Origin of the sequence: Streptomyces viridiviolaceus, assembly GCF_014650995.1 — a bacterium.
Taxonomy (GTDB): domain Bacteria; phylum Actinomycetota; class Actinomycetes; order Streptomycetales; family Streptomycetaceae; genus Streptomyces; species Streptomyces viridiviolaceus.
Genome location: NZ_BMWA01000022.1, coordinates 1 through 25,806 on the forward strand (window position 1 = coordinate 1; position 25,806 = coordinate 25,806).

General features: G+C 72.9%; 25 protein-coding genes and 2 pseudogenes. 11 read left to right on the forward strand and 16 right to left on the reverse strand.

Annotated features, from left to right (window positions below):
- Window positions 1-535: 535 nt before the first annotated feature.
- Window positions 536-1,534: a small ribosomal subunit Rsm22 family protein gene (locus IE260_RS28525; RefSeq protein WP_189876968.1), complete on the forward strand. Its 999-nt coding sequence runs from the start codon at window positions 536-538 to the stop codon at window positions 1,532-1,534.
- A 21-nt stretch (window positions 1,535-1,555) separates the two neighbouring features.
- Here the strand turns inward: IE260_RS28525 and IE260_RS28530 are convergent, their stop codons facing one another.
- Entirely contained in the window at window positions 1,556-1,771 is a 216-nt protein-coding gene (locus IE260_RS28530) for a DUF6243 family protein (protein ID WP_189876970.1), read from the reverse strand.
- A gap of 96 nt (window positions 1,772-1,867) precedes the next feature.
- Here IE260_RS28530 and IE260_RS28535 point away from each other — a divergent pair, with 96 nt between their 5' ends.
- Window positions 1,868-2,503 carry a TetR/AcrR family transcriptional regulator gene (locus IE260_RS28535; RefSeq protein WP_189876972.1) on the forward strand — a complete coding sequence of 212 codons (636 nt, stop codon included), beginning with the start codon at window positions 1,868-1,870 and terminating at the stop codon, window positions 2,501-2,503.
- Window positions 2,504-2,594: 91 nt separating this feature from the next.
- Complete coding sequence (locus tag IE260_RS28540) at window positions 2,595-3,326, forward strand: bifunctional DNA primase/polymerase (protein WP_189876974.1); 732 nt, start codon at window positions 2,595-2,597, stop codon at window positions 3,324-3,326.
- Between the two features lie 24 nt (window positions 3,327-3,350).
- On the opposite strand, the gene IE260_RS28545 is transcribed toward IE260_RS28540, so the two are convergent.
- The 3 genes and pseudogenes from IE260_RS28545 to IE260_RS28555 all read right to left on the reverse strand — a co-directional run bounded on the left by IE260_RS28545 (window position 3,351) and on the right by IE260_RS28555 (window position 5,243).
- Complete coding sequence (locus IE260_RS28545) at window positions 3,351-4,343, reverse strand: SCO2278 family lipoprotein (protein WP_189876976.1); 993 nt, start codon at window positions 4,341-4,343, stop codon at window positions 3,351-3,353.
- Window positions 4,303-4,410, reverse strand: a pseudogene (locus tag IE260_RS28550) (iron transporter); the annotation flags it as partial. The pseudogene IE260_RS28550 and the gene IE260_RS28545, both read right to left, overlap by 41 nt.
- Window positions 4,411-4,466: 56 nt before the next feature.
- Window positions 4,467-5,243: an ATP-binding cassette domain-containing protein gene (locus tag IE260_RS28555; RefSeq protein WP_229881395.1), complete on the reverse strand. Its 777-nt coding sequence runs from the start codon at window positions 5,241-5,243 to the stop codon at window positions 4,467-4,469.
- Window positions 5,244-5,318: 75 nt separating this feature from the next.
- Here IE260_RS28555 and IE260_RS28560 point away from each other — a divergent pair, with 75 nt between their 5' ends.
- Window positions 5,319-5,963 (forward strand): PhzF family phenazine biosynthesis protein, encoded by a 645-nt coding sequence (locus IE260_RS28560; protein WP_189876978.1) that lies wholly within the window; start codon window positions 5,319-5,321, stop codon window positions 5,961-5,963.
- A 27-nt stretch (window positions 5,964-5,990) separates the two neighbouring features.
- Here IE260_RS28560 and IE260_RS28565 read toward each other — a convergent pair whose 3' ends face one another.
- Complete coding sequence (locus tag IE260_RS28565) at window positions 5,991-6,638, reverse strand: biliverdin-producing heme oxygenase (protein ID WP_189876980.1); 648 nt, start codon at window positions 6,636-6,638, stop codon at window positions 5,991-5,993.
- Between the two features lie 155 nt (window positions 6,639-6,793).
- Entirely contained in the window at window positions 6,794-7,651 is an 858-nt protein-coding gene (gene map / locus IE260_RS28570; RefSeq protein WP_189876982.1) for a type I methionyl aminopeptidase, read from the reverse strand.
- A gap of 59 nt (window positions 7,652-7,710) precedes the next feature.
- Between map and IE260_RS28575 the strand changes: the two genes are divergently transcribed.
- Window positions 7,711-7,941: a hypothetical protein gene (locus tag IE260_RS28575; RefSeq protein ID WP_189876984.1), complete on the forward strand. Its 231-nt coding sequence runs from the start codon at window positions 7,711-7,713 to the stop codon at window positions 7,939-7,941.
- Window positions 7,942-7,960: 19 nt separating this feature from the next.
- Here IE260_RS28575 and IE260_RS42025 read toward each other — a convergent pair.
- Together IE260_RS42025 and IE260_RS28580 are read right to left on the reverse strand one after the other, a co-directional pair.
- A pseudogene (locus tag IE260_RS42025) lies at window positions 7,961-8,095 on the reverse strand (MFS transporter); the annotation flags it as partial.
- A gap of 134 nt (window positions 8,096-8,229) precedes the next feature.
- Window positions 8,230-8,832, reverse strand: a complete 603-nt coding sequence (locus tag IE260_RS28580) for a hypothetical protein (protein WP_189876986.1) — start codon at window positions 8,830-8,832, stop codon at window positions 8,230-8,232.
- Between the two features lie 339 nt (window positions 8,833-9,171).
- On the opposite strand from IE260_RS28580, the gene npdG reads away from it, so the two are divergent.
- Together npdG and IE260_RS28590 are read left to right on the forward strand one after the other, a co-directional pair.
- On the forward strand, window positions 9,172-9,885 hold the full coding sequence (gene npdG, locus IE260_RS28585) for an NADPH-dependent F420 reductase (RefSeq protein WP_189876988.1): 714 nt from the start codon (window positions 9,172-9,174) through the stop codon (window positions 9,883-9,885).
- Window positions 9,886-9,950: 65 nt separating this feature from the next.
- Window positions 9,951-10,139: a hypothetical protein gene (locus tag IE260_RS28590; protein WP_189876990.1), complete on the forward strand. Its 189-nt coding sequence runs from the start codon at window positions 9,951-9,953 to the stop codon at window positions 10,137-10,139.
- Here the strand turns inward: IE260_RS28590 and IE260_RS28595 are convergent.
- Window positions 10,129-10,926, reverse strand: a complete 798-nt coding sequence (locus tag IE260_RS28595) for a site-2 protease family protein (RefSeq protein WP_189876992.1) — start codon at window positions 10,924-10,926, stop codon at window positions 10,129-10,131. The genes IE260_RS28590 and IE260_RS28595 overlap by 11 nt on opposite strands.
- A 241-nt stretch (window positions 10,927-11,167) precedes the next feature.
- Between IE260_RS28595 and IE260_RS28600 the strand changes: the two genes are divergently transcribed.
- Window positions 11,168-14,464 carry an AfsR/SARP family transcriptional regulator gene (locus tag IE260_RS28600; RefSeq protein WP_189876994.1) on the forward strand — a complete coding sequence of 1,099 codons (3,297 nt, stop codon included), beginning with the start codon at window positions 11,168-11,170 and terminating at the stop codon, window positions 14,462-14,464.
- A 17-nt stretch (window positions 14,465-14,481) separates the two neighbouring features.
- On the opposite strand, the gene IE260_RS28605 is transcribed toward IE260_RS28600, so the two are convergent.
- The 3 genes from IE260_RS28605 to panB form a co-directional block, all read right to left on the reverse strand.
- Window positions 14,482-15,342, reverse strand: coding sequence for an ABC transporter permease (locus IE260_RS28605; RefSeq protein ID WP_189876996.1), 861 nt, complete (start codon window positions 15,340-15,342; stop codon window positions 14,482-14,484).
- A complete protein-coding gene (locus IE260_RS28610; RefSeq protein ID WP_189876998.1) occupies window positions 15,339-16,364 on the reverse strand; it encodes an ATP-binding cassette domain-containing protein in 1,026 nt (341 codons plus the stop codon). The genes IE260_RS28605 and IE260_RS28610 overlap by 4 nt, the downstream gene beginning before the upstream one ends.
- Window positions 16,365-16,573: 209 nt before the next feature.
- Entirely contained in the window at window positions 16,574-17,449 is an 876-nt protein-coding gene (gene panB, locus IE260_RS28615) for a 3-methyl-2-oxobutanoate hydroxymethyltransferase (protein ID WP_189877000.1), read from the reverse strand.
- Window positions 17,450-17,741: 292 nt separating this feature from the next.
- On the opposite strand from panB, the gene IE260_RS28620 reads away from it, so the two are divergent.
- Both IE260_RS28620 and IE260_RS28625 read left to right on the forward strand, forming a co-directional pair.
- On the forward strand, window positions 17,742-18,794 hold the full coding sequence (locus IE260_RS28620; protein WP_189877002.1) for an endonuclease/exonuclease/phosphatase family protein: 1,053 nt from the start codon (window positions 17,742-17,744) through the stop codon (window positions 18,792-18,794).
- Window positions 18,795-18,959: 165 nt separating this feature from the next.
- A complete protein-coding gene (locus tag IE260_RS28625; protein WP_189877004.1) occupies window positions 18,960-20,180 on the forward strand; it encodes an MFS transporter in 1,221 nt (406 codons plus the stop codon).
- Between the two features lie 248 nt (window positions 20,181-20,428).
- On the opposite strand, the gene IE260_RS28630 is transcribed toward IE260_RS28625, so the two are convergent.
- The 3 genes from IE260_RS28630 to IE260_RS28640 are packed head-to-tail and all read right to left on the reverse strand — an operon-like array spanning window position 20,429 to window position 23,524.
- Complete coding sequence (locus tag IE260_RS28630) at window positions 20,429-22,183, reverse strand: NAD+ synthase (RefSeq protein WP_189877006.1); 1,755 nt, start codon at window positions 22,181-22,183, stop codon at window positions 20,429-20,431.
- A gap of 52 nt (window positions 22,184-22,235) precedes the next feature.
- Complete coding sequence (locus IE260_RS28635; RefSeq protein WP_229881400.1) at window positions 22,236-22,862, reverse strand: DUF305 domain-containing protein; 627 nt, start codon at window positions 22,860-22,862, stop codon at window positions 22,236-22,238.
- Window positions 22,859-23,524: a thioredoxin-like domain-containing protein gene (locus IE260_RS28640; protein ID WP_189877008.1), complete on the reverse strand. Its 666-nt coding sequence runs from the start codon at window positions 23,522-23,524 to the stop codon at window positions 22,859-22,861. Before IE260_RS28640 ends, IE260_RS28635 begins: the two co-directional genes overlap by 4 nt.
- A 366-nt stretch (window positions 23,525-23,890) precedes the next feature.
- Here IE260_RS28640 and glnA2 point away from each other — a divergent pair, with 366 nt between their 5' ends.
- A complete protein-coding gene (glnA2, locus tag IE260_RS28645; protein ID WP_189877010.1) occupies window positions 23,891-25,252 on the forward strand; it encodes a gamma-glutamylpolyamine synthetase GlnA2 in 1,362 nt (453 codons plus the stop codon).
- Between the two features lie 101 nt (window positions 25,253-25,353).
- Here glnA2 and IE260_RS28650 read toward each other — a convergent pair whose 3' ends face one another.
- The gene (locus IE260_RS28650; RefSeq protein ID WP_189877012.1) at window positions 25,354-25,800 is read right to left on the reverse strand and encodes a VOC family protein; all 447 of its coding nucleotides are present in this window, start codon (window positions 25,798-25,800) and stop codon (window positions 25,354-25,356) included.
- Window positions 25,801-25,806: the final 6 nt, after the last annotated feature.

Below are 25,806 nucleotides of genomic sequence, written 5' to 3' on the forward strand. Positions count from 1 at the left end.
CGTGCCGGGGGGTGTCCGTCCTCGGAACGGCGCGGAATCGGTGGGTGACCGGCTCGCCCGGCGTTGACGCGCCAACCTCTGCGGGCGGACACCCCCCGGCACGTCCCCTTCTCGCCGTACGCGCCTGCCGCGCCGTCGCGGTGCCCTTGAGACGGATGTCGATCTGGGACGGCTCGATGCCGTCGCGCTGCAGAGCGGTCGGCATCTCGGTGCCGAACTGCCGGGCGCGGCCCCCTGTACGACACACCTGCGGGCGGGCGCCGACCCAACGACCTCTACGACGACCCCGACAACCCGGAGCCCGGTGACGAGAAGCGAAAGCTCCCGCGGGTGCGCTCGTGGGCGGCGACAGCCTCGAGCTGACGCATGACGCCGCGCGGGAAACGGTGGGCACCGGCCCGTTGCAGGCCCGTACCAGAGTCCGCTCTCCGCAGGCCCCGGCATCCCGTCCAGCGGACCGCGCCAGGGCCTGCGGCCAGGCGTGGGGGGCCCGCGCCCGCGTCGGGCGACCCGTCGTGCGCCGTAGAATCGCCGGGTGAACGCCCCCGCAGCCCCCGCCGCCGACACCCTGCGCGCCGCCCTCGCCGGTCTGGTCGACGGGCTTCCGCCCCGGCAGGCCGCGCAGGCGGTGGAGCGGCTGATCGCCAACTACCGCGGGGCCACCCCGACCGACGCCCCGATCCTGCGCGACCGCGCGGACGTCGTCGCGTACGCCGCGTACCGGATGCCGGCGACCTTCGAGGCGGTGCGGTCGGCCCTGGCGGCGTTCGCGGAGGCCGTGCCCGACTGGGTGCCCGGCTCGCACGTCGACGTCGGCGGCGGCACCGGCGCGGCGACCTGGGCCGTGGAGGCCACCTGGGGCGGCGTCCGTCCGGTGACCGTGCTCGACTGGGCCGAGCCCGCGCTCGCGCTCGGCCGGGAGATCGCCGCCGCCAACCCCGCCCTGCGGGACGCCCGCTGGCAGCGCTCCCGGATCGGATCGGCGCTCAGGGTCGAGAACACCGACCTCGTCACCGTGTCCTACGTCCTCAACGAGCTGACCGCCCCCGACCGCGCCGCCCTCGTCGACGCCGCCGCCACCGCCGCGCAGGCCGTGGTGATCGTCGAGGCGGGCACCCCCGACGGCTACGCCCGCGTCATCGAGGCCCGCGACCGGCTGATCGCCGCCGGCTTCCAGGTGGCCGCGCCCTGCCCGCACAGCGCCGTCTGCCCCATCGTCCCCGGCACGGACTGGTGCCACTTCTCGGCGCGGGTCAGCCGTTCCTCCCTGCACCGCCAGGTCAAGGGCGGCTCCCTCGCCTACGAGGACGAGAAGTTCAGCTATGTCGCCGCGGCCCGCTTCCCGGTGGCTCCGGCTGCCTCCCGCGTGGTGCGGCGCCCGCAGATCCGCAAGGGGCAGGTCCTGCTCGACCTGTGCGAGGCCGACGAGCAGCTCCGCCGCCGGACGGTCACCAAGCGCCACGGCGACCTGTACAAGGCCGCCCGTGACGCGGACTGGGGCGACCCCTGGCCGCCGGCGGGGGAGCAGCCGTAGGACCCGCCCGGCAGGGACCGGTCACGAGGACGCCTCCGCGTCCGTGCCCCTCCCTTCCGTCGCGTTCGACTCCTCCCGCTTCTCCTGGAGCCTGCGCAGCAGCTCCCGCTTCTGGGCCCGGGGGTCCTGGCCGCCGCCGATCCGGCCGTTGCGGCCGCCGCCGCGCAGCGCCTTGCGGCCGAGGTTCCGGCGGGTGCCGCCGACTCCCAGCATGTTTCCCGCTCCGCCTCGGGTCATGGTGACGGTCCTCTCCCTTCGCAGTACGAGACGGTTCGTCTCGTGCATTCACTGTCCGGCGAGACGCGCCGTCTTGTCAACTGATAAATTCGACGCATGGCCGTACAGAAATCCGCCGCCCCCGGCAAGCCGCACCCCGACGCCACCCGGCGCAGCGAGCGGTCGCGCCGGGCGATCTACGACGCCGCCCTCGCGCTCGTCGGGGAGGTCGGCTACCCCAAGACCACCATCGAGGCCATCGCCGCCCGCGCCGGCGTCGGCAAGCAGACGATCTACCGCTGGTGGTCCTCCAAGGCGGACGTCCTGCTGGAGGCGTTCATGGACCTCGGCGAGCGGACCGCGCAGGCGGCGGGGCAGGACGCCGACGCCGTCCCGGACACCGGCGACCTCGCCGCCGACCTCAAGGCCGTGCTGCGCGCCACCGTGGACGAACTGCGCGACCCGAGGTTCGAGGCACCCTCCCGCGCCCTGGCCGCCGAGGGCGTCGTCAACGAGGAGCTCGGCCGGGTCTTCGTGACCAAGCTGCTGGAACCGTCGCTCCAGCTCTACGTCGACCGGCTGCGCGCCGCGCAGGAGGCCGGCGACATCCGCCCCGACATCGACCCGCGCATCGCCCTGGAGCTCTTCGTCTCACCGCTCGCCCAGCGCTGGCTCCAGCACACGGCCCCGTTCTCCTACGAGTACACCGACACCCTCGTCGACTACGCCCTGTACGGACTCGTCCCGCGCTGACCAGGGAAGTTTGTCCCTCCGCGCCCCCGACGCACGGAATGGTGGGACCATAGGGCATGCTGTTGCGCACGACGGCGAGGCGAGGGGATAGATGAGCGCGGAGTTCGGCGGCCGGACCGGCCTGCAGGGCAAACTCTCCCAGTGGCTGCGTGGACGCCGCCCGAAGGAGGCCGCCGACGAAGGCGGCCGCGAGTCCCTGCTGCTCGCCGCCGCCGCCGCGGGACTGCCGCTGGCGCCCGCCGCGCACCCGGCCGGCTACCGGTGTTCCTGCGACCGCGTCGGCTGCCCCACCCCGGCCCGGCACCCGGTGTCGTTCGCCTGGCAGACGCAGTCCACCACCGACCGCGCGCAGATCGAGCGCTGGGCCCGGCACCAGCCCGAGGCCAACTTCATCACCGCGACCGGCATGGTGCACGACGTCCTGGACGTGCCCCTGGAGGCCGGTTCCGAGGCGCTCAGGCGGCTGCTCGACTCCGGCGTCGAGGTCGGCCCGGTCGCCGAGAGCGACGACGGCCGCATGCTGTTCTTCACCGCCACCCGCGGCACCCCCGAGGACGAGGACGAGTGGTGGCCGTGCGAGCTGGACTGCCACCCCGAGACGATGGACGAGCATCCGGGCCTGCGCTGGCACTGCCGCGGTTCCTACGTCCTCGTACCGCCCGCCCGGCTGCCCGGCGAGCACCAGACGGTGCACTGGGTGCGCGGTCCCGAGCATCCGCTGCCGGATCCGCTGACCCTGCTGGAGTCCCTCACCGACGCCTGCGCCCGCTACGTCGGCGAGGAGAGCGGCCACGCGGGTACAGCCTGGCCCCTGCGTCACTGAGCTGAGCGCGCCCGACGCGGCGCCCTACTCGCCCTTCGCCGACGTCAGTCCCTGGATCCGGCCCAGGACGGACACCTGGCCCGGGCCCGCCGGGTCCATGGCGACCTCGTTGGAGACGAACTCCATCGTCAGCGACTGCTTGATCTCGCCGTCCGTGAGCGCCAGCACGTCCTTGTTCGGGGTGGGCACCGAGGCGCCCCGCGCGGCGGTCTGCTTCTCGAAGTGGCGCGTGGCGAAGAACACCAGCGCCCCGCCGTCCTTCGTGCGCAGCGCCAGCGGAGCGTAGTCGCCGTTCGTCAGGGGCTCGTCGATGTACTGGGTGACCAGTCCCGGCCGGGTCGACCGCTTCTCGCGCAACTGCCGCCAGGAGCTGGTGTGGGCGCCGTCCGCGAAGGTCTTCCCGCCGTCCTCGAGGTACGTGGCGTAGTCCTCGCTCAGGTCGGCGGGCGCCGCGGCCAGGTCGGTGGAGTTCGCGGGGACGGCCTCGGCCCAGCCGTCCTCGTCGGTCTTGAACTCGGGCACGTCGTCGGGGGCGACCAGCGTGAGGTAGGCAACCTCCCAGGGGTCCTCCAGGCCGTCCCGGGTGAACACCAGCAGCCAGCGCGCCTCGCCGCCCTTGTTGCCGCGGGCGTCGGCGAGGAACCAGCGCGGCCAGCCCGCCTTCTCGGGGATCGTGTACTTCGCGTCCGTCAGCTTCAGCGGGGTGTGCGACGGATTGCCGTCCGGGTTGTTGGCCCGGCCGGCCTTCAGCCGCGCCGAGTCGATGGCGGCGAGGGCGCCGGTGGTGTGGTCGGCGTCCAGGGAGGCGTCGTACGCCTTGTCGGCCTCGTTGTACGCGGCCGTGAACTGCCGGAGCGCCTCCGCGGCCTCGGCCCGGGTGGTCGCGGGGAGCACCACGCGCTCGCCGTGCACCACCACGCAGCCGCTCGCCGTCAACGACAAAGCGGTCACCGAGGCCGCTATCAGTGCGCTCCGGTCAAGCCTGCGGGGCCTTCGAGGGCCGCGATCCCTGCTCATCAGGTTCCTTCACCTTCCCCTTCCCGGAGGCGAACCCTACCGGGGCGGGGAACGGCGCGGGCGGGGGGCCGGGGTACCGCCGTCACACCGTGACCTCACGCCCGAACTGCGGGCCGTGTCAGGTCACATGTCGCGTCGGGGAGTGACCGGCACCGCGCCCGTGCGGGGATGCGGGAGCACCTCCACGGGCCGGTCGCAGACCTCGGACAGCAGCCGGTCGGAGAAGACCTCGGCCGGCGGACCGTCGGCCGTGACCCGGTGTGCGTAGGCCGCCGCCGGCCCCAGGTCGTGCAGGACGACGACCACCGCGTCCCCGGCCCGTGCCCGGCACAGCCGAAGCACCAGTTCCTGGTGCCGCAGGTCCAGGGCGGCGGTCGGTTCGTCGAGCAGCAACAGCGGGGTGCGCTGGGCCAGCACGCGGGCCGGCGCGACCCGGGCGCGTTCGCCGCCGCTGAGCGCGGAGAACGGCCGGGCGGCGAAGCCGGTCACCTCCGTGCGGGCCATCGCCTCGGCCACGGCCGCGTCGTCCTCGTCCTCGAGGTCCGTACCGGACCAGGGCGCCCGGCCCATCCGGACGACCTCCTCCACCGGGAACGGGAAGGCCCCGCCCCCGACGCACCGCGCGTGAAGGCGTACCGCAAGCACGTGCGCGAGGGCACCCTCGCCCCCGTCCCGCTGTGGTGGGTGTCCTTCCTCGACGGCCGGCTGATCCTCGACGGCCACGACCGGGCCGCGGCCCTGGCGGAGAGCGTCGAGCCGGCCTGCGTGGAGCTGGCCCGCCTGCCGGACGAGGCGGACTGGCGGCGGACCGCCGAGGAGATCACCGCGGCGCACGAGGAGCGGCTGCGCACCTGGTCGCCCGCCCCGCACAGCCGCACCACGGGTGGCAACGCGCGGCACTGGAGCAGACCCACGGCGATGTGATGTCCACCCTGCCGTACGACGAGGCCGCCACCCCGGTGTTTGAATGCCACCGTGACTGACTACGACGTGCTGCGGGTCTTCTGCGCGCCGAACGGCGGCTACGGCAACGAACTGGGTGTCGTCCGCGACGGCTCGGTGATGCCCGAGCGGGCCGACCGGCAGGCCCTCGCCGCCAAACTCGGCTTCAGCGAGACGGTGTTCGTCGACGACCCCGAGCGCGGCGTCGTCGACATCTACACGCCCACCCTGCGGCTGCCGTTCGCCGGTCACCCCTGCGTCGGCACCGCCTGGCTGCTCGACGTGCCCGAACTCGTCACCCCTGCGGGAGTGGTCGGTGCCCGGCTGGACGGGGAGTTCAGCTGGATCGAGGCGCGGGCGGAGTGGGCGCCGCCCCGCACCCTGCGCCGGTACGCCACCACGGCCGAGGTCGACGACCTCGCCGTGCCGCCGCCGGGGGAGTGGATCTACGCCTGGGCCTGGCAGGACGAGGCGGCGGGCCGGATCCGCGCCCGTGCGTTCCCGGGCCGTGACGACGGGATCGACGAGGACGAGGCGACGGGCGCGGCCGCGCTGCTGCTCACGGACCGGCTCGGCCGGGCCCTGAACATCACGCAGGGCGCCGGATCGCAGATCCTCACGGCACCGCAGCCGGGGGGCTGGGTGGAGATCGGCGGGCGGGTGTTCCTGGAGCGCTGAGCCGGCCCACGCCCGCCCGGGGCCGGCTCACGCGGAGAGCGGGAACTCCTCGCCGAGCGCCCGGAAGACCGCCGTGTTCAGGGCGAACGCCCGCTTGCACTCGGCCACCACCCGCAGCTTCTCCAGGTCGTCCGCGCGGATGCCGTCCAACAGCTCCCGGTACTCCCGCTTGAACGCGGCGGGGTTGGGGATCGACTCGAAGACGTAGAAGCGGACGCCGTCGCCCTTCTTCGCGAAGCCCCAGGTCCGCTCCGCCTTGTCGCGGATGATCTGGCCGCCGGACAGGTCGCCCAGGTAGCGGGTGTAGTGGTGCGCCACGTATCCGGCCGGCCACCGCTCGGCGCACTCGCGCACCCGTGCCGCGTACTCCTCGGTCGCGGGCAGTGCGGCCAGCCCCGTCCGCCAGCCGGGCCCGCGCAGGTGCGCCAGGTCCCGCTCCAGCGAGGACAGGCGCATCAGCTCCGGCCGGATGAACGGCCCGGCCACCGGGTCCGACGCCAGCCGCCCGGCAGCGGCCTCCAGTGCCTCGTAGACGAACCACAGCTGCTCGGTGTAGCGCGCGTACGCGGCGACGCCGAGCCGGCCGCCGAGCAGGTCGCTCATGAACGTCGAGGTCTCCGCTTCGACGTGCTGCTCGTGGGAGGCCGTGCGGATGAGAGTCGAGAAGGAGTCCATGAGCCTGATCTTCTTTGGTTAGGCTAACCTAAGTCAATGCCTTTCCCGACGGGTCGTCGGTAAAGTTTCCGACAGAGTGTCGGTAAAAGAGTACCCTGGTGGGACGAAAACGGCCCGCTCTCCGAAGAGGGCGGGCCGGCCGGCGGTCGGTGCGGTCAGGGCAGCGTGAGGATCTCCGCGCCCGTGTCCGTCACCACCAGCGTGTGCTCGAACTGGGCCGTCCGCTTGCGGTCCTTCGTCACGACCGTCCAGCCGTCGTCCCACATGTCGTACTCGTGGGTGCCGAGCGTCAGCATCGGCTCGATCGTGAACGTCATCCCGGGCTGGATGACGGTCGTCGCGTGCGGGCTGTCGTAGTGCGGGATGATCAGGCCGGAGTGGAACGAGCTGTTGATGCCGTGACCGGTGAAGTCGCGGACCACGCCGTAGCCGAAACGCTTGGCGTAGGACTCGATGACCCGGCCGATGATGTTGATCTGCCGGCCCGGCTTGACCGCCTTGATCGCGCGGTTCAGCGACTCGCGGGTGCGCTCCACCAGCAGGCGGCTCTCCTCGTCGACGTCGCCGACCAGGTAGGTCGCGTTGTTGTCGCCGTGCACGCCGCCGATGTACGCCGTCACGTCCAGGTTGACGATGTCGCCGTCGCGCAGCACCGTGGAGTCCGGGATGCCGTGGCAGATGACCTCGTTGACCGAGCTGCACAGCGACTTGGGGAAACCGCGGTAGCCGAGCGTCGAGGGGTAGGCGCCGTGGTCGCACATGAACTCGTGCGCCACCCGGTCCAGCTCGTCCGTGGTCACGCCCGGCGCGATGAGCTTCGCGGCCTCGGCCATCGCCTGCGCCGCGATCCGCCCGGCCACGCGCATCGCCTCGATGGTCTCGGGCGTCTGCACCTCCGGTCCGGTGTACGGCGTGGGCGCGGGCTTGCCGACGTACTCGGGCCGGCGGATGTTTCCGGGTACGGAACGGGTGGGAGACAGCTCCCCTGGTACGAGCAGCGACTGGCCAGACATGCCAGCGAGTCTAACCAGCGGGCATACGAGAGCATGTTCCCTGGCGAAAGGAGCCGGTCATGGCCCTGTTCAAGAAGCGCACGGTCGGAAAGCCGGGCGAGTGGTACTACTGCCTGGAGCACAAGAAGGTCGAGGAGGGGCCGGAATGCCCGGCCAAGAACCGCTTCGGGCCGTACGCGTCCCGCGCGGAGGCCGAGCACGCGATGGAGACCGCCCGCGAGCGCAACCTCGAATGGGAGAACGACCCCAAGTGGCACGACGCCCCGGCCACGCGCGGGGACGACGACTGACCGGTCGGCCCGCCACGGCCGTCGGCGCCGCGGCTGCGCGCTTCTCGCGCAGCCGCACCGCGTGCAGGCCGGTCCGCACGTCGTACGTCATCAGCTTCGGCAGGCACAGCGCCGGCAGCTCCACCGCGCCCGCGCACAGCAGCCCGCCGGACCACCCGGGAGGCCTGCCGGGTGGAGAGGCCGGGCAGCAGTGCGCAGGCCCGAGGGGGCTGCGGAGCCGTCGGTCACGGGGCTCGTGGTCGACCGGGGGCAACCGGTGTGCGCGGCGGCCTCCACTCGCCCCCTCCCTCACCAGCGGGGCGGGGGCGGGGCCGTCAGGTGGTCTGCGAGACGGGAGAGGAAGGAGCGGACACGAGGGCGGCTCCGTGGGGGTGGCACCGCGTTCTCCCCGGCCGCCGCGCTGACCAGGTGCTGCACCGTGTCCAGGTCCAGCTCGGCGCCCTCCGGCACGGTCAGCGTCTCGTGCGCCATCGCCGTCAGCTCCCGTTCACCGGAACCCAGCGCCAGCACCGTCGCCCCGGCCCGCCGGGCGTCGTGCACCCGCTCCAGGAGCGGCGCGCCGGGAGCGTCGGGCGTCACCACCAGCAGGGTCTCCCCGCGCCGGGCCGCCGCGAGCCGGCCCAGCCCCACCGCCAGATGCGCGGGATCCGAGGGGCGCGCGTCGTGCCGCACGAGGGTGGGGGCCAGCTCCGGGGTCCCCGACCAGGCGGCCTCGTCCACCAGGTGCGCCGCCAGGTGCCACGGCTCGTGGCCGGCGGTGCCCACCAGCAGCAGCCCGCCCCCGTGCGAGACCACCGATCCCCGCAGCGTCCCCGCGAACCTCCGGGTGGCCCCCAGCCACTCGGTCCCGGCGAGCACTTCCCGCAGCAGCGCGACCCGTACGGCGTCCATGCGCACGCATCCTGCCGCAACCCGCGCCGTCCGGCCCGGATTTCGCCCCGGATTCGCCCGACCCGGCGAAGGCGCCGCAGGCGTCCCGGCCGGTGAAGCGGTGGCTGTCCGCCCAGGTGGCCGACCGGCCGTCGGCGAGGTCGCCCCAGGAGTGCGGGCCGCAGCCGTCGTGGACGGCGCCCGGGGCCTCCTCGGCGTGCAGGGCGCCGGTCGTCGAGGCAGGCATCGCGCTCGCCAGCCTCCCGGCGGAGCCGACGGCGACCGCCTCGCGGCGCGCGGCCGGGCCGGCGGGGCGCACCCGGACCGGTGGGGCGGCCGGGGCGGACGTAGGGTCGGCCCATGACCACTAGCGACAGTGCACAGCAGTCCGCGAAGGCCCCCGCCAAGGACCCCTGGGACCTGCCCGACGTCTCCGGACTCGTCGTCGGCGTGCTCGGCGGCACCGGCCCCCAGGGCAAGGGACTGGCCTACCGCCTCGCCAGGGCCGGCCAGAAGGTGATCGTCGGCTCCCGGGCCACGGAGCGCGCGCAGGCCGCCGCCGAGGAGCTCGGGCACGGCGTCGAGGGCGCCGACAACGCCGAGACCGCCCGCCGCAGCGACGTCGTGATCGTCGCCGTGCCCTGGGAGGGACACGGCAAGACACTGGAATCGCTGCGCGAGGAGCTGGCCGGCAAGCTCGTCGTGGACTGCGTGAACCCCCTCGGCTTCGACAAGAAGGGCGCCTACGCGCTGAAGCCGGAGGAGGGCAGCGCCGCCGAGCAGGCCGCCGCCCTGCTGCCGGACAGCCGGGTCACCGCCGCCTTCCACCACCTGTCGGCGGTCCTGCTGCAGGACCCGGCGATCGAGGAGATCGACACCGATGTGATGGTGCTGGGCGAGGAGCGGGCCGACGTGGAGATCGTGCAGGCCCTCGCCGGACGCATCCCCGGCATGCGCGGGGTCTTCGCGGGACGGCTGCGCAACGCCCACCAGGTGGAGTCGCTGGTCGCCAACCTGATCTCCGTCAACCGCCGCTACAAGGCACACGCCGGGCTCCGCGTGACGGACGTATGAGGCGATGGGGGACACTGGTGGGCACAAGCAGTGCCCGCACGTGTCCCCCGACAGGAGCCCCTTCCATGCCCCGTCTCGCCCTCTACGCCCTGATCGTCTGCGCCCTCGCCGTGGTCGCCGCCGTCGTCTCCTTCGTGGAGGGAACCGTCCTGATCGGCGTCGTGTGGGTGCTGCTGGCGGGGCTGTCGTCCAACATGTGCTGGTACTACGTCAAGCGCGGGCGGGCCGTGCGGCGCGAGTCCGTCACGGGCTGACCGAGCAGATCTCGGCCGTCTGCCAGAAGCGGAACAGCTCGAAGCCGCAGTACGAGTCGAAGTCGCTGATCCCCAGGGCGCGCAGGATCGTGTCGATCACGTCGAAGAACACGGCGTTCAGCGACGGGATCCACAGCAGCGCGAACACGATCAGCAGCCCGAAGGGCGCGAGCGGCTCCAGCTGCCGCCGGACGTTGTACGACAGCCAGGGCTCGATCACCCCGTAGCCGTCCAGGCCCGGCACCGGCAGGAAGTTCAGGATCGCGGCCGTGACCTGGAGCAGGGCCAGGAAGGCCAGCGCGAACCGGAAGTCGCGCGGCACGCCGTCCAGCGCGTCCAGCCAGAACGGGGCCGTGCACACCGCGGCGAACAGCACGTTCGTCAGCGGACCCGCCGCGGAGATCAGACTGTGCCGCCAGCGCCCGCGGATGCGGCCGCGCTCGATGAAGACGGCACCGCCCGGCAGACCGATGCCGCCCATGATCACGAAGATCACGGGGAGCACGATGCTCAGCAGGACGTGCGTGTACTTCGCCGGGTTCAGCGTGAGGTAGCCCTTCGCGCCGACCGAGATGTCGCCGCTGTGCAGGGCGGTGCGCGCGTGCGCGTACTCGTGCAGGCACAGGGACACGACCCAGGCCGCCGTCACGAACAGGAACACGGCCAGACCGGGCTGTTCGGCGAACCCGGTCCAGGTGGCCCAGCCGGTGACCGCCGTGACGGCCAGGATCCCGACGAAGACGGGACTGATCCGCCGGTCGCCGGGGCGGATGGTGGCGGTGGTCATGGGAGGGCTCCTGGGCTCGCGATGCTCTCGACGGGAAGGGGTCCGACCGTACCGGTGCTGTGGGGGGAACGTCATGCGGCCGGTGCGGGTTCCTGGCCACGGTGCCGTCACCGCGCCGCGCGCCGGTACCCTCCCGGCCCGCCGCCGGCGCCTCCAGGCCCCCGGACGGTGCCCACGCCCCCGGCGACGCGGTTCATGCGGGCGTAAACCCAGGGGCGGGAGCGGGGCGCCGCCAGGGACAATGGTCCGCGTGCGCTATCGCATCCTCGGCACCACCCAGGCACTCCGTCCCGACGGCACCGTCGTCCCGGTCGGCGGGGCGCGGCTGCGCGCCCTGCTGACCGTGCTTGCCCTCCGAACCGGCCGCACCGTGCCGGCGGGCCTGCTGGTGGAGGAGGTGTGGGGCGGCGACCCGCCCGCCGACGCGCCGGGTGCCCTGCAGGCGCTCGTCGGCCGGCTGCGCCGGGCGCTCGGCGCGGACGCGGTCGCCTCCGAGGACGGCGGCTACCGGCTCACCGCCGTCCCCGACGACATCGACCTGCACCGCTTCGACCGGCTGGCCGGCGAGGGCACCCGCGCCCTCGCCGACGGCGACCCCGCCAAGGCGGCCGTCGTCCTCGACGACGCGCTCACCCTGTGGCGCGACCCCGCGCTCTCCGACCTGCCCGACCGCACCGCCGAGGCGGCCCGCTGGGAGACCCGGCACCTGGATGCGCTGCGCGCCCGCCACACCGCCGCCCTCGACCTCGGCCACGCCGAGCAGTCCCTGCCCGAGCTGACCGCCCTGTGCGACGGCCACCCGCTGGACGAACCCCTCCAGGCGCTGCGGCTGCGCGCCCTGCGCGACACCGGCCGCACGGCCGAGGCGCTGGCCGCCTACGACGACGTGCGACGGCTGCTCGCGGACCGGCTCGGCACCGACCCGGGACCCGAACTGCGGGCGCTGCACGCCGGACTGCTGCGGACGGAACCGGTCGCCGCGCCCGCCGCCCCGGCCCCGGGCGATGCCCCCGGCGCCCGCCCCCGCGGCAACCTGCGCGCCCGCCTCACCTCCTTCGTCGGCCGGGACGCCGACGTCGAGGCGCTCCGCGCCGACCTGGCGACCGCACGGCTCGTCACCCTGCTCGGGCCCGGAGGCGCCGGCAAGACCCGGCTGTCGCTGGAGACCGCCGAGGCCGCCGGGGACGCCGTCCGCGACGGCGTCTGGCTGGCCGAGCTCGCCCCGGTCGACGACCCGGAGGCGGTACCAGAGGCCGTGCTCACCGCCGTCGGCGCCCGCGAGACCGTGCTGTACGGCGCCGGCGCCGAGGAGATGCGCGCCGTCGCCGACCGCAACAGCACGGCCGTCGAGCGCCTCGTCGAGCACTGCGGCAGGCGCCGCATGCTGATCGTCCTCGACAACTGCGAGCACGTCGTCGACGCGGCGGCCCGCCTCGCCGAGGAGCTGCTCGCCCACTGTCCGGGGCTGACCGTCCTCGCCACCAGCCGCGAACCCCTCGGCGTCCCGGGGGAGCTGCTGCGTCCGGTCGAGCCGCTGCCCGAGCCGGCCGCACTCCGGCTCCTCGCCGACCGGGGCGCCGCGGCCCGCCCCGGCTTCCGCATCGAGGCCGACGAGGAGACCGCGGCGGCGTGCGCCGAGATCTGCCGCCGCCTCGACGGCCTGCCGCTCGCCATCGAACTGGCCGCCGCCCGGCTGCGCATGCTGACCCCGCGTCAGATCGCCGACCGGCTCGACGACCGTTTCCGCCTGCTCACCTCCGGCAGCCGCACCGTCCTGCCCCGGCAGCAGACGCTCCGCGCGGTCGTCGACTGGTCCTGGGACCTGCTGGACGCCGACGAGCGGGACGTGCTGTGCCGGCTCTCGGTGTTCGCGGGCGGCTGCGACCTCGCCGCCGCCGAGGCCGTGTGCGGGCCCGCCGCCCTGGAGGCGCTCGGGTCACTCGTCGACAAGTCCCTGGTGGTGGCCGCTCCGTCGGGCGACGGGGAGATGCGCTACCGGCTCCTGGAGACCGTCGCCGAGTACGCGGGCGAGCGGCTCGACGAGGCCGGCGGGCGGGCCGAGGCCGAGCGCGCCCATCTGACGTACTACCGCGAACTCGCCCGCACCACGGACCCGTTGCTGCGCGGCTCCGGCCAGCTCGCCGCCGTCGAGCGGCTGGAGCGGGAGTACGAGAACCTGCGCACCGCCCTGCGGCACGCCGTCGCCGAGCGCGACGAGCAGGAGGCGCTGTGCCTGGTGCTGTCGCTGGCCTGGTACTGGCAGCTGCGTGACCTGCGCATCGAGGCCCGCGGCTGGTGCAAGGAGGCGATGGCCCTCGGCCCGGACCCGTTCGACGAGCCGGTCCGGCCGGCCGCCCCGGTGTGGCAGCGGTGCACGGAGGCACCTCCTCCGATGACCGGCGAGATCCTCGCCGAGGCCCGGCGCGGCGTGCACCTGGCCCACCTCGCCTGCATGGACACCGAGCTGGACGCCTGGCAGAACCCGCAGGCCCAGCGGAAGCTGCGGATCATCGCGCGCACCTACGAACCCGGGATGCCGCAGACCTGCCGCAGCCCCGGCATGCTCTGGTTCTTCGCGGTGATGCTCACCGGCGACATGGAGCGGCTGCGCACGATCATGGACGCCTCCGTGCGGACCTGCCGCGAGACCCCGGGCTTCGAGTGGGACCTGGCCGGAAGCCTGCAGATGCGCGCCAACCTCCTCGCCAACCGCACCGACTGGGCGGGCGACGCCGCCCGCGACGCCGACGAGTCGCTGGAGATCTACCGGCGGCTCGGCGACATCTGGGGCACCGCCGAGGCGCTGTCCGCCCGCGCCGAGGCCCGCGAACGCAAGGGCGACTACCTGCTCGCCGCCGCCGACTACGAGGCCGCCGCCGAGCACGCCGAGCGGCTCGGCGCGCACGGTCAGGTGGACGTGCTCGGCGCCCGGCTCGGCAGCGCGCTGCTGGAGGCCGGACAGACCGAGCGGGGGGAGCGCATCCTGCGCGAGGTGATCGACCGGTCGGAGGGCGGCGTGCACAACGGGGCCATGCCCGCCGCCCGGCTGTTCCTCGCCGGATGGCTCGGCATGACCGACCGCATCGCCGAGGCGCGCGAGCAACTGCGGCTGCTGCGGGAGCAGTTCACCATCGCGCACTTCGTGGTCTTCGACGCCTTCATCCTCGCGGCGGAGTCCTGGCTCAGCGCGCTGGAAGAGCACTACGACGACGCCCTGGACAAGGTCAGGCGGGCGCTGGCGCGGGCCGAGGACCCGTTGGCCACGGCCGTCGCGCCGCACATGCGCTCCGCCTACCTGGTGATCGCCGCGATGTCGCTGGCCCGCGTCGACGGCGGACGCCGGGCCCGGGACGCCGCCCGGTGCATCGGCGCCGCCGCCGCGATGCTGCCGCCCGGCCATGTCACGACGGGCCTGGAACGGCACGGGTGGGCCCGTGCCGTCGAACGCACCCGGGACGCGCTGGGCGCCGAGGCGTACGGGGCCGCGTACGCCGAGGGCGGCGGCCTCTCCCCGCAGGAGGCCGCCGCCCTGGTCTGAGCCGTGCCGTCGGCCGGTCAGCTCTTCGTCCGGAACTTGTGGATGGCGACCGGCGCCATGACCGCCGTCAGGGCCACGGACCAGCCGAGCGTCAGCCACAGGTCGTGCGCGACCGGACCGCCCACCATCAGGCCGCGCGCGGCGTCGGCGAGGTTCGACAGCGGGTTGTAGTCGGTGAACGCCTGCAGCCAGCCCGGCATGGAACCGGGCGGTGCGAAGATCGACGAGCCGAACTGGAGCGGCATCAGCACCAGGAAGCCCATCGCCTGCACGGACTGCGCGTTCTTCATCGTCACACCGAGGGTGAGGAAGATCCACATCAGGGCGGAGCCGAACAGCACCGACAGCCCGACCGAGGCCAGCAGACCGCCCCAGTTGGTGATGTCGAAGCCCACCAGGACGCCGACGATCAGCAGGACCGCCGTGGCGAACAGCATCCGCAGCAGCTCCACCGCGATCTTGGCGAACAGCACGGAGCCGCGCCCGATCGGCAGGGACCGGAAGCGGTCCATGACACCGGAGTTGAAGTCCTGGTTGAAGCCGGTGCCGACGCCCTGGGCCATGTTCATGCCCATCATGGCCATCAGGCCGGGCACGACGTACTGCACGTACTGCTGCTGGCCGCCGCCGAGCGACTGCCCGATGGAGCCGCCGAAGACGTACACGAACAGCAGGGTGAAGACGATCGGGAAGAGCAGGGCGTCGAACATCGACTCGGGGTCCTGCCGGATCCACAGCAGGTTCCGGCGCACCAGCGCGCTGGTGTGCCACAGGTGCCCGCGCAACGGGATACGGGCGTCGGCGGTCACGGTGGTGGGGGAAGGGGCGGCGCGAAGCGGCTCGCTCAGGGTGGCGGTGGACGAGGGACGGGCGCTCATACGGCGACCTCCTGGCGGGCGTCGGCGGGCTCGGCGTCCTGCGGGGCACTGGCGCGGTGGCCGGTGAGGGACAGGAAGACCTCGTCCAGGCTGGGCAGTTCGGTGGTGACGGAGGCGAGCGTGATGCCGCGCGCGGTGACCGCGCCGACCACGGCGGTCAGCTGCTCGTCACTGAGGATCGGGACCAGGACGGCACCGCGTTCGGCGTCCACGGTGGAGGAGGCGAGCCCGGTGATGCCCAGCTCGTCCAGGTGGGCGGCGAGCGGACGCAGGTGCAGCGGGTCGGCCGGGCGGACCCGCAGGGTGCGGCCACCGACCTTCGCCTTCAGCTCCTCGATGCCGCCCTTGGCGATGACCTTGCCGCGGTCGACGACGGTCAGCTCGGAGGCGAGCTGCTCTGCCTCCTCCATGTACTGCGTGGTGAGCAGCACGGTGACGCCGTCGCCGACCATGCGCTTGACCTCGTCCCACACCTCGTTGCGGGTACGCGGGTCCAGGCCGGTGGTGGGCTCGTCCAGGTAGAGGACGGCCGGGCGGCCGATCATCGAGGCGGCCAGGTCGAGCCGCCGTCGCATACCGCCGGAGTAGGTGGCGGCGGGGCGCTTGGCGGCCTCGGTGAGCGAGAACCGCTCCAGCAGCTCGTCGGCACGCGCGCGTGCGTCCTTGCGGGACAGGTCCAGCAGCCGGCCGATCAGGTACAGGTTCTCCCAGCCGGGTAGCTTCTCGTCCACGGAGGCGTACTGCCCGGTGAGCCCGATCACCCGCCGCAGCTGCCGGGGCTGCCGTACGACGTCGTAGCCGGCGACGTGGGCCTGGCCGGCGTCGGGCGTGATGAGCGTGGACAGGATGCGCACGAGGGTGGTCTTGCCGGCGCCGTTCGGCCCGAGCACACCCATCACGGTGCCCTCGGACACGTCCAGGTCGACGCCGTCCAGTGCCTTGGTCTCGCCGTAGTGCTTGACCAGCCCCCGTACGGTGACCGCGCTGTTCGCGGCCTCGGGGTGGGTGTCGATTCGCGTCATGACCACCACGGTGTCAGCGCCCGCCGACAAACCACCGACAGCCCGCCGACAGCACCGACGACTTCCCGACGAGCACCGCCCTCGCCGGTCGGGGAGCCGCGACGGCGAGCGGCCGGGCCCGTGAGAGCGGCACCGTGTTCAGGTGCAGAGGCAGCGCCGGCCCCGCCGACGGGGGAAGATCGGCGGGGCCGGCGTCGTACCGCGATGGCTCAGTGGACGGAGTGCTCCTCCTGCGGGAACGTTCCGCCGACGACGTCGTCGGCGAACGCCTTCGCCGCGTCGCCGATGACCTGACGCAGGTCGGCGTACTTCTTCACGAATTTCGGCACCCGGCCGCCGGTCAGCCCGAGCATGTCGGTCCACACCAGCACCTGGGCGTCGGTGTCGGGCCCGGCCCCGATGCCGACCGTCGGGATCTGCAGCGTCCGCGTCACCTCGGCGGCCAGCTCCGCCGGCACCAGCTCCAGGACGACCGCGAAGGCGCCCGCGTCCTGCACGGCCTTGGCGTCCCGCAGCAGCTGCTGGGCCGCCTCCTCACCGCGACCCTGCACGCGGTAGCCCATGGCGTTGACGGACTGCGGGGTCAGACCGATGTGCGCCATCACGGGGATGCCGGACTCCACCAGCAGCTCGATCTGCCGGTGCGAGCGCTCGCCGCCCTCCAGCTTCACGGCCCCGACACCGGCCTCCTTCACCAGCCGGGTCGCCGACCGCAACGCCTGCACGGGACCCTCCTGGTAGGAGCCGAAGGGCAGGTCGCCGACGATGAGCGCGCGGCTCGTGCCGCGCACCACCGCGGCCGAGAGCATGGTCATCTCGTCCAGCGTGACCGGTACGGTCGTGTCGTACCCGAGGTGGCAGTTGCCCGCGGAGTCGCCGACGAGCATGACCGGGATCCCGGCCTCGTCGAACACGGACGCGGTCATCGCGTCGTACGCGGTGAGCATGGGCCACTTCTCACCGCGCTCCTTGGCGGCGGTGATGTCCCGGACGGTGATGCGGCGGGTGCTCTTGCCCCCGTAGAGCGCCCTGCCGCCGTCGGCGGGCTGGTGCTGAGGCGTCTGGGCAGCCGAAAGCTGCGTCATGGCAACGGCTCCTTCATGTCATCTCGAGGCGCCCTGACGGCGTCCCCGGATCCCCTCCATGGTGGCACCTCGTGCCTTCCGACGGCTAGGGGACCCCCGGCGACCGGTCCGGCGAATGTGCGCGTTGTGTCACAGACCCCACCTGTTCCACCCCTGACCGGAACTCCGCGCGCCGACTCGTACGTCCTCGTGCCCGTACGGCCGTCGCAAGACGGCGGGAGAGGAACCGATCATCCCCTAGGGTGCTGATGCACGGGGTGACGGTGTGCACGGCAGGCAGTGAGGCGACGGTATGGCGCAGCAGGCGTACATGACGGAGACGGACAGCGGCGGCTCGGGGCCCGAGCGCCGGGAATCCCGGCTTCGGCGCCTGCGCGAAAGGCTGACCGCCGGCTGGCGCGGCGACCGCCGGGTCTGGCGCCGGGGCCTGGTCACCGCGGCGGTGGCCGTCGTCCTGGCCGTGGTCATGGCGGGTCACGCGCGGATCCCGAACCGGATCGGCAACCTCGGCAGCCTCACGGAGACCTTCCTGCCGTGGTTCGGCCTGCTGATCCCCGTCCTGCTGGTGATCGCCCTCGTCCGCAGGTCGGCGACGGCGCTGATCGCGGTCCTGCTCCCGGCGACCGTGTGGTTCAACCTGTTCGGCGGGCTGCTGACCGACAAGACCGGCGCGGGCGGCGACCTGACGGTGGCCACGCACAACGTCAACGCCGACAACGCCGATCCCGCCGGCACCGCCCGTGCCGTGGCCGCGTCCGGCGCGGACGTGGTGGCGCTGGAGGAGCTGAAGGCGTCCGCGGTCCCGACGTACGAGAAGGCGCTGGCGTCCACCTACCGGCATCACGCGGTCGTCGGGACCGTCGGGCTGTGGAGCAAGTACCCGATGAGCGACGTTCGGGCCGTCGACATCCGGCTGGGCTGGAAGCGCGCGATGCGCGCCACCGTCGCCACCGACAGCGGGCCGGTCGCCGTCTACGTCGCCCACCTTCCGTCGGTCCGTGTGAAGCTGGAGGCCGGGTTCACGGCCCGGCAGCGGGACAAGAGCGCCGACGCCCTCGGCGAGGCCATCGCCGACGAGCGGCTGCCCCGCAAGATCCTGCTCGGCGACCTCAACGGCACCATGAACGACCGCGCGCTGAAGGCGATCACCTCACAGATGCGTTCCACGCAGGGCGCCGTGGGCGACGGCTTCGGCTTCAGCTGGCCCGCCTCCTTCCCCATGGCCCGGATCGACCAGATCCTGGTGACCGGCGTCGAACCGGAGACCAGCTGGACCCTGCCGGAGACGGGCAGCGACCATCTGCCGATCGCGGCGCGTGTGAAGGTCGACACATCCGCTTCCTGACGGTCTGCCGAAAGTCCCAGGTCGGCCCCTTATGCGCCTCCTGTGACCCCCTCGCCGAAACCCGTCCGTCACCTCGCGGAATACTCGCCCTGAGAGGCTTTGTTCCGTACTGGAACATACGAACGTCCAGTACGCACATCCGCTCTCGAAAGGCGACGACCCTTCATGCCCCTGGCCCTGCTCGCCCTCGCCGTGGGCGCCTTCGGCATCGGCACGACCGAGTTCGTGATGATGGGCCTGCTGCCCGATGTCGCGGACGACCTGAACATCTCGATCCCCACCGCCGGCCACCTGGTCTCGGCGTACGCCCTGGGCGTCGTCGTCGGCGCCCCGCTGCTCGCCGCGGTGACCGCGCGGATGCCCCGCCGCACCGTCCTGATCGGCCTCATGGCCCTCTTCGTCGCGGGCAACGCCCTGTCGGCCCTCGCCCCCGACTACCACTACCTGCTGGCCGCCCGGCTGCTCAGCGGCCTCCCGCACGGCGCCTTCTTCGGCGTCGGCGCCGTGGTGGCCACCGGCATGGTGGCGCCGGAACGCAAGGCACGCTCCGTCTCCCTGATGTTCCTGGGCCTCACGGTCGCCAACATCGCGGGCGTGCCGGTGGCCACGGCCATGGGCCAGCAGCTGGGCTGGCGGGCCACGTTCCTCGGCGTGAGCGCCATCGGCGTGGCGGCGATAGCGGCGCTCGCGCTCCTCATCCCGCGCGACCACGCCCCCGCCCCCGCCACGGGCCTGCGCGGCGAACTCGCGGCCCTGCGCTCCCTCCCCGTCTGGCTGGCCCTCGGCACGACCGTCGCGGGCTTCGGGGCGCTCTTCGCCGCCTACAGCTACATCACCCCGATGCTCACGGACGCCGCCGGGTACGCCGACTCCAGCGTGACGCTGCTGCTGGCGCTGTTCGGCGTCGGCGCCACCGCCGGCAACCTGCTGGGCGGCCGCATGGCCGACCACTCCCTGCGCGGCACCCTCTTCGGCGGCCTGATGTCGCTGGTCCTCGTGCTCGCCCTCTTCCCGCTCCTGATGCGCACGGAGGTCAGCGCGGCCGTCGCGGTGGCTTTGCTGGGCACGGCCGCCTTCGTGACCGGCTCCCCGCTCCAGCTGATGGTCATGGAGAAGGCGTCGACGGCCCCCTCACTGGCCTCCTCGGCCAACCAGGCCGCCTTCAACCTCGCCAACGCCGGCGGCGCCTGGATCGGCGGCCTCGCCCTGGCCGCGGGCTTCGGCGCCACGTCCCCCGCCCTGGCCGGCGCGGCCCTGGCGGTGCTCGGCCTGGCGGTGGCCGGGGCGGCGTACGCGGTCGACCGCCGCGCCGTCCCGCCGCGGACCGGCCGGGAACGGGTGGTCGCCGGGCACGTGCCGGAGGAGTCGGAGACCGTACGGCGGTGACGCTCCGGGGCGGCGATCCTGCGGGGGGCCGCCCCGACCCGTCCCCCGTTCCCCGCCGCGGACCGGCGGGGAACGGGTGGTCGCCGGGCACGTGCCGGAGGAGTCGGAGACCGTACGGCGGTGACGCTCCGGGGCGGACCGACCCGTCACTTCCCCGCCGAGCCCCCCACGGTGACGTGGGGGCGGAAGGGACACGCACGCCCGCGGAAGGGCTCACGCCCCGCTCGTCGCGCCGCCCGGGGCGGCCGTCAGCCGGTCTCGCGCCACCGGTTGGTGATCGGCAGGCGCCGGTCCTTGCCGAAGCCCTTGGCGGAGATCTTGGTGCCCGGCGGGTACTGCCGCCGCTTGTACTCCGCGGTGTCCACCATCCGCAGCGTCCTGGTCACCAGCTCCCGGTCGAAGCCGGCGGCGACGATCTCGTCCGCGCCCCGGTCCCGGTCGACGTACAGCTCCAGGATCGCGTCCAGCACCGGGTAGTCCGGCAGCGAGTCCGTGTCGACCTGCCCGGGCCGCAGCTCCGCGCTCGGCGGCTTGGTGATCGAGTTCTCCGGGATCGGCGGGGTCTGGCCGCGCTCCCGGGCCGCCCGGTTGCGCCATTCCGCCAGCCGGAAGATCGACGTCTTGTACACGTCCTTGATCGGCCCGTACGCGCCCACCGAGTCCCCGTACAGCGTCGAGTAGCCCACCGCCAGCTCCGACTTGTTGCCGGGTGCCAGCACGATGTGGCCCTCCTGGTTGGAGATCGCCATCAGCAGCGTGCCGCGCAGGCGGGACTGGAGGTTCTCCTCCGCCAGGCCCGTCAGCCCCAGCGACCCCATGTACGCGTCGAACATCGGCTCGATCGCGACCGTCCGGTAGTTCAGGCCGGTGCGCCGTGCCAGCTCCGCCGCGTCGTCCTTGGAGTGCTCGGACGAGTACTTCGACGGCATCGACACGCCGTACACGTTCTCCGCGCCCACCGCGTCGCACGCGATCGCCGCGACCAGCGCGGAGTCGATGCCGCCGGACAGCCCGATCAGCACCGACCGGAAGCCGTTCTTCGCGACGTACGCCCGCAGGCCGACGACCAGCGCAGAGTAGACCTCCTCGTCGTCGTCCAGCCGCTCGGCGTACCCGCCGGTCAGCTCCGGCTCGTAGGCCGGCACCGGCTCCTCGGACAGCACGACCCGCTCGATGCGCAGCCCGTCGTCCACCACGCCGGCCGGCGCGTCGGCGTCCGCGGCCGGCAGGTCGAGGTCGAGGACGACACAGCCCTCGGAGAACTGCGGCGCCCGCGCCACGACCTCCCCGTCCCGGTCGACCACGATCGAGTCGCCGTCGAAGACCAGCTCGTCCTGACCGCCGGTCATCGCGAGGTACGCCGTGGTGCACCCGGCCTCCTGGGCCCGCTTGCGCACCAGCTCCAGCCGGGTGTCGTCCTTGTTCCGCTCGTACGGCGACGCGTTGACGGAGAGCAGCAGCCCGGCCCGTGCCGAGCGCGCGGCCGGCACCCGGCCGCCGTCCTGCCAGAGGTCCTCGCAGATGGCGAGGGCCACGTCGACGCCGTGCACCCGCAGCACCGGCATGGTGTCGCCGGGCACGAAGTAGCGGAACTCGTCGAAGACGCCGTAGTTCGGCAGGTGGTGCTTGGCGAAGCTCAGCACCACCTCGCCGCCGTACAGCACCGCCGCCGCGTTCTGCGGCGCGCCGGCCGGCTGGCCGTACTTCGGCTGGGCGGTCTCCGAGCGGTCGAGGTACCCGACGACGACCGGCAGCCCGCCGAAGCCCTCCTCGGCGAGGCGCGTCGCAAGCGAGCGCAGCGCCGCGCGGGAGGCCTCCACGAAGGACGACCTGAGGGCCAGGTCCTCGACGGGATACCCGGTCAGCACCATCTCCGGGAACGCCACCAGGTGCGCTCCCTGCTCGGCGGAGTGCCGGGTCCAGCGGACGACCGACTCGGCGTTTTTGGCGAGGTCGCCGACGCTCGAGTCGATCTGGTTCAGGGCGAGTCGTAGTTGAGGCACGCGCCCAGTGTAATCGTCAGACCGACGCGATGGGGTGACGCGGGCGCCGGGCTCACGACCGCGGCTTCGCGCCCCGCTCCGCCAGCAGGTCCGCCATCAAGCGGATCTCCGACTCCTGCGCCTCGGCCATCCCCCGGGCCAGCCGCTTCTCCACACCGACCGCGCACTTCTCGGCACAGCCCTCGGCCATGTGCACGCCGCCCTTGTGGTGCTCGGTCATCAGCTGGAGGTAGTAGACCTCCGCCTGCCTCCCGTCGAGCGTCCCGAGCTTCTCCATCTCGGCGTCGGTGGGCATCCCCGGCATCAGCGACCCCTCCCCGGCGGAGGGCGCCTCGCCCATGCCCATCCACGCCATCGGCGGCTCGGACGACACCTTCGGCAGCCCCCACAGGTCGAGCCAGCCGATCATCATGCCCCGCTGGTTGGCCTGCGTCTGCGCGATGTCGTACGCGAGACGCCGCACCTCCTCGTCCTTCGTGCGGTCGCGCACGATGTACGACATCTCCACGGCCTGCTGGTGGTGCACCGCCATGTCGCGGGCGAACCCGGCGTCCGCCGAGTCGGCGGACGGGACACGGCTCGCGCCGTCGTCCCCGGCGACCGCGTAGGTGATCGCGCCCGCCGCGACGAGGGCCGCCGCCGCGGCCCCCGCGATCCAGCCGGCGGCCGCACGCCTCACTGCGCCAGCCCGTTGGTGCAGGCCGCGCCCGGCTCGGGTGTCTGCTCGCCCTGGACGAACTTCTCGAGGAACTTGTCCACGTTCGGGTCGCTCGCCCCCGTCACCGTGCGCTGGTGGCCCCAGGCGGTGAGCATGATCGGGTCCTTCTGCTCGTCGTTCGGGCTCATCAGCGAGTACGGGGTCTTCTTCACCTTCGCCGCCAGCGCCTCGACGTCCGCCTTCGGGGCCTTGTCGGTGTACGTCACCCACACGGCGCCGTGCTCCAGGGAGTGCACGGCGTTCACGTTGTTCAGCGGCTTGGTGTAGACGTCGCCGTTGCAGTTCATCCAGACCTGGTTGTGGTCGCCGCCGACCGGCGGCTCGGCCGGGTAGGTCACGTCCTTGGTGACGTGGTTGCGGGACAGGGTGCCCTTCCAGGTCCGCACGCCGTCCTCGCCCGTGACGAAGCCGCCCGAGTTCTTGGAGTCGGCCGCCGTGTCGCCGGAGTCGCCGGACTGCGACCGGACGAGGACGACCCCGCCGGCGACGAGGGCGCCGACGACCACCACACTGGCCGTGATCGTGAGAATCCGGTTCCGGCGTTCGCGGGCCTCCTCGGCGCGGCGCATCTCGGCTATGCGTGCCTGGCGCGCCGTGCTGCTGGTCTTCTTGGCGGAACCCATGGGGTGTGCCCTTCTGGGAAAGGGGGGCTGTGGAGTCCGCTGATCGTAATGGTGAAGGAGGGGAGTGGCGTAGGGAGATCACAGGATCTGTCGCTACGGGCCCCCAGGAATGGCCCGATCGAACACGTGGCCTCTACGCTGCGGGGAGAGCGGTGCACCATGGCGGTACACCTACGGCGGGTACACCTACGGCGGTACACCCGGACGTACATCCGCCGTAGGCGGGGCGTTCAGTCCGGAGTCGGCCGGCCGATCGAGGACCGCAACGCGTACGAAACGGTGCTGTGGTGGGATGCTCAGGTGCCCGACCGCCTCCCGCGGTACCGGAGACAGGCGGCCTGACCAGCAAGGATGGGGAAGCGGAAGATGGACAAGCAGCAGGAGTTCGTGATCCGGACGCTGGAGGAGCGCGACATCCGGTTCGTACGCCTGTGGTTCACGGACGTGCTGGGCTTCCTCAAGTCCGTGGCCGTGGCCCCGGCCGAGCTGGAACAGGCCTTCGACGAGGGCATCGGCTTCGACGGCTCCGCCATCGAGGGCTTCGCCCGGGTCTACGAGTCCGACATGATCGCCAAGCCGGACCCGTCCACCTTCCAGGTCCTGCCCTGGCGCGCGGAGGCCCCCGGCACGGCCCGGATGTTCTGCGACATCCTCATGCCGGACGGCTCCCCGTCCTTCGCCGACCCGCGCTACGTCCTCAAGCGCGCCCTCGCCCGCGCCTCCGACCAGGGGTTCACCTTCTACACCCACCCGGAGATCGAGTTCTTCCTGCTGAAGGACAAGCCGGTCGACGGCTCGGTGCCGACCCCGGCCGACAACTCCGGCTACTTCGACCACACGCCGCAGAACATCGGCATGGACTTCCGCCGCCAGGCGATCACCATGCTGGAGTCGATGGGCATCTCGGTGGAGTTCTCCCACCACGAGGGCGCCCCGGGCCAGCAGGAGATCGACCTGCGCTACGCCGACGCGCTGTCCACGGCGGACAACATCATGACCTTCCGCCTGATCATGAAGCAGGTGGCCCTGGAGCAGGGCGTCCAGGCGACCTTCATGCCGAAACCGTTCTCCGAGCACCCCGGCTCCGGGATGCACACCCACCTCTCCCTCTTCGAGGGCGACCGCAACGCCTTCTACGAGTCCGGCGCGGAGTACCAGCTCTCCAAGGTCGGCCGCTCCTTCATCGCGGGCCTGCTGCGGCACGCGGCGGAGATCTCGGCCGTGACGAACCAGTGGGTGAACTCCTACAAGCGCATCTGGGGCGGCAGCGAGCGCACGGCGGGCGCCGGCGGCGAGGCCCCCTCGTACATCTGCTGGGGCCACAACAACCGCTCGGCCCTGGTCCGCGTGCCCATGTACAAGCCCGGCAAGACCGGCTCGGCCCGCGTCGAGGTCCGCTCCATCGACTCCGGCGCCAACCCCTACCTCACCTACGCCGTCCTCCTCGCCGCCGGCCTGAAGGGCATCGAGGAGGGCTACGAACTCCCGCCGGGCGCCGAGGACGACGTCTGGGCGCTGTCCGACGCCGAGCGCCGCGCGATGGGCATCGAGCCCCTCCCGCAGAACCTCGGCGAGGCCCTGACCCTGATGGACCGCAGCGACCTGGTCGCGGACACCCTCGGCGAGCACGTCTTCGACTTCTTCCTGCGCAACAAGAAGCAGGAGTGGGAGGAGTACCGCTCCGAGGTCACCGCGTTCGAGCTGCGGAAGAACCTGCCGGTGCTGTAGCGGGCCGCCGAGAGGGTGTGGAGGACGCGGGCCGGCCCGCGGTGGCGGAGCCGCAGGCCGTGCCGCACGCGATCCGGCCCGGATCCGCCGCTCCTCCCCGGCTACCGCCGGCGGGCGGCCAGCTCCGCCAGGAGCACGTGCAGGGGTTCCGTCGAGCGGCGGCGGTACTCCTGGACCGACCAGCCGTTGCCGTCCGGGTCGGAGAAGTACATGAACGTGGCGCCGTCGTCCGGGGCGTACCGGACCGGCTCGGAGACCTCCAGGCCGCGGCCGACGAGTTCCGCGTGGGCCGCCTTGATGTCGGCGACGCACAGTTGCAGGCCCTGGTAGGAGCCTGGGGCCGGCGTCGGGCCCGGGGTCATCTCCCACAGGGTGTCGCCGAGGGCGATCGAGCAGCCCGATCCCGGGGGCGTCAGCTGGACGATCCGCATGCCGGGCATGACCTCCTGGTCGATGTCGACGTGGAAGCCGACCTTGTCCCGGTAGAAGTCCCGGGCCCGGTCGATGTCGCTCACGGGCAGCGGGATCACTTCGAGGGTGATGTCCATGCGTGA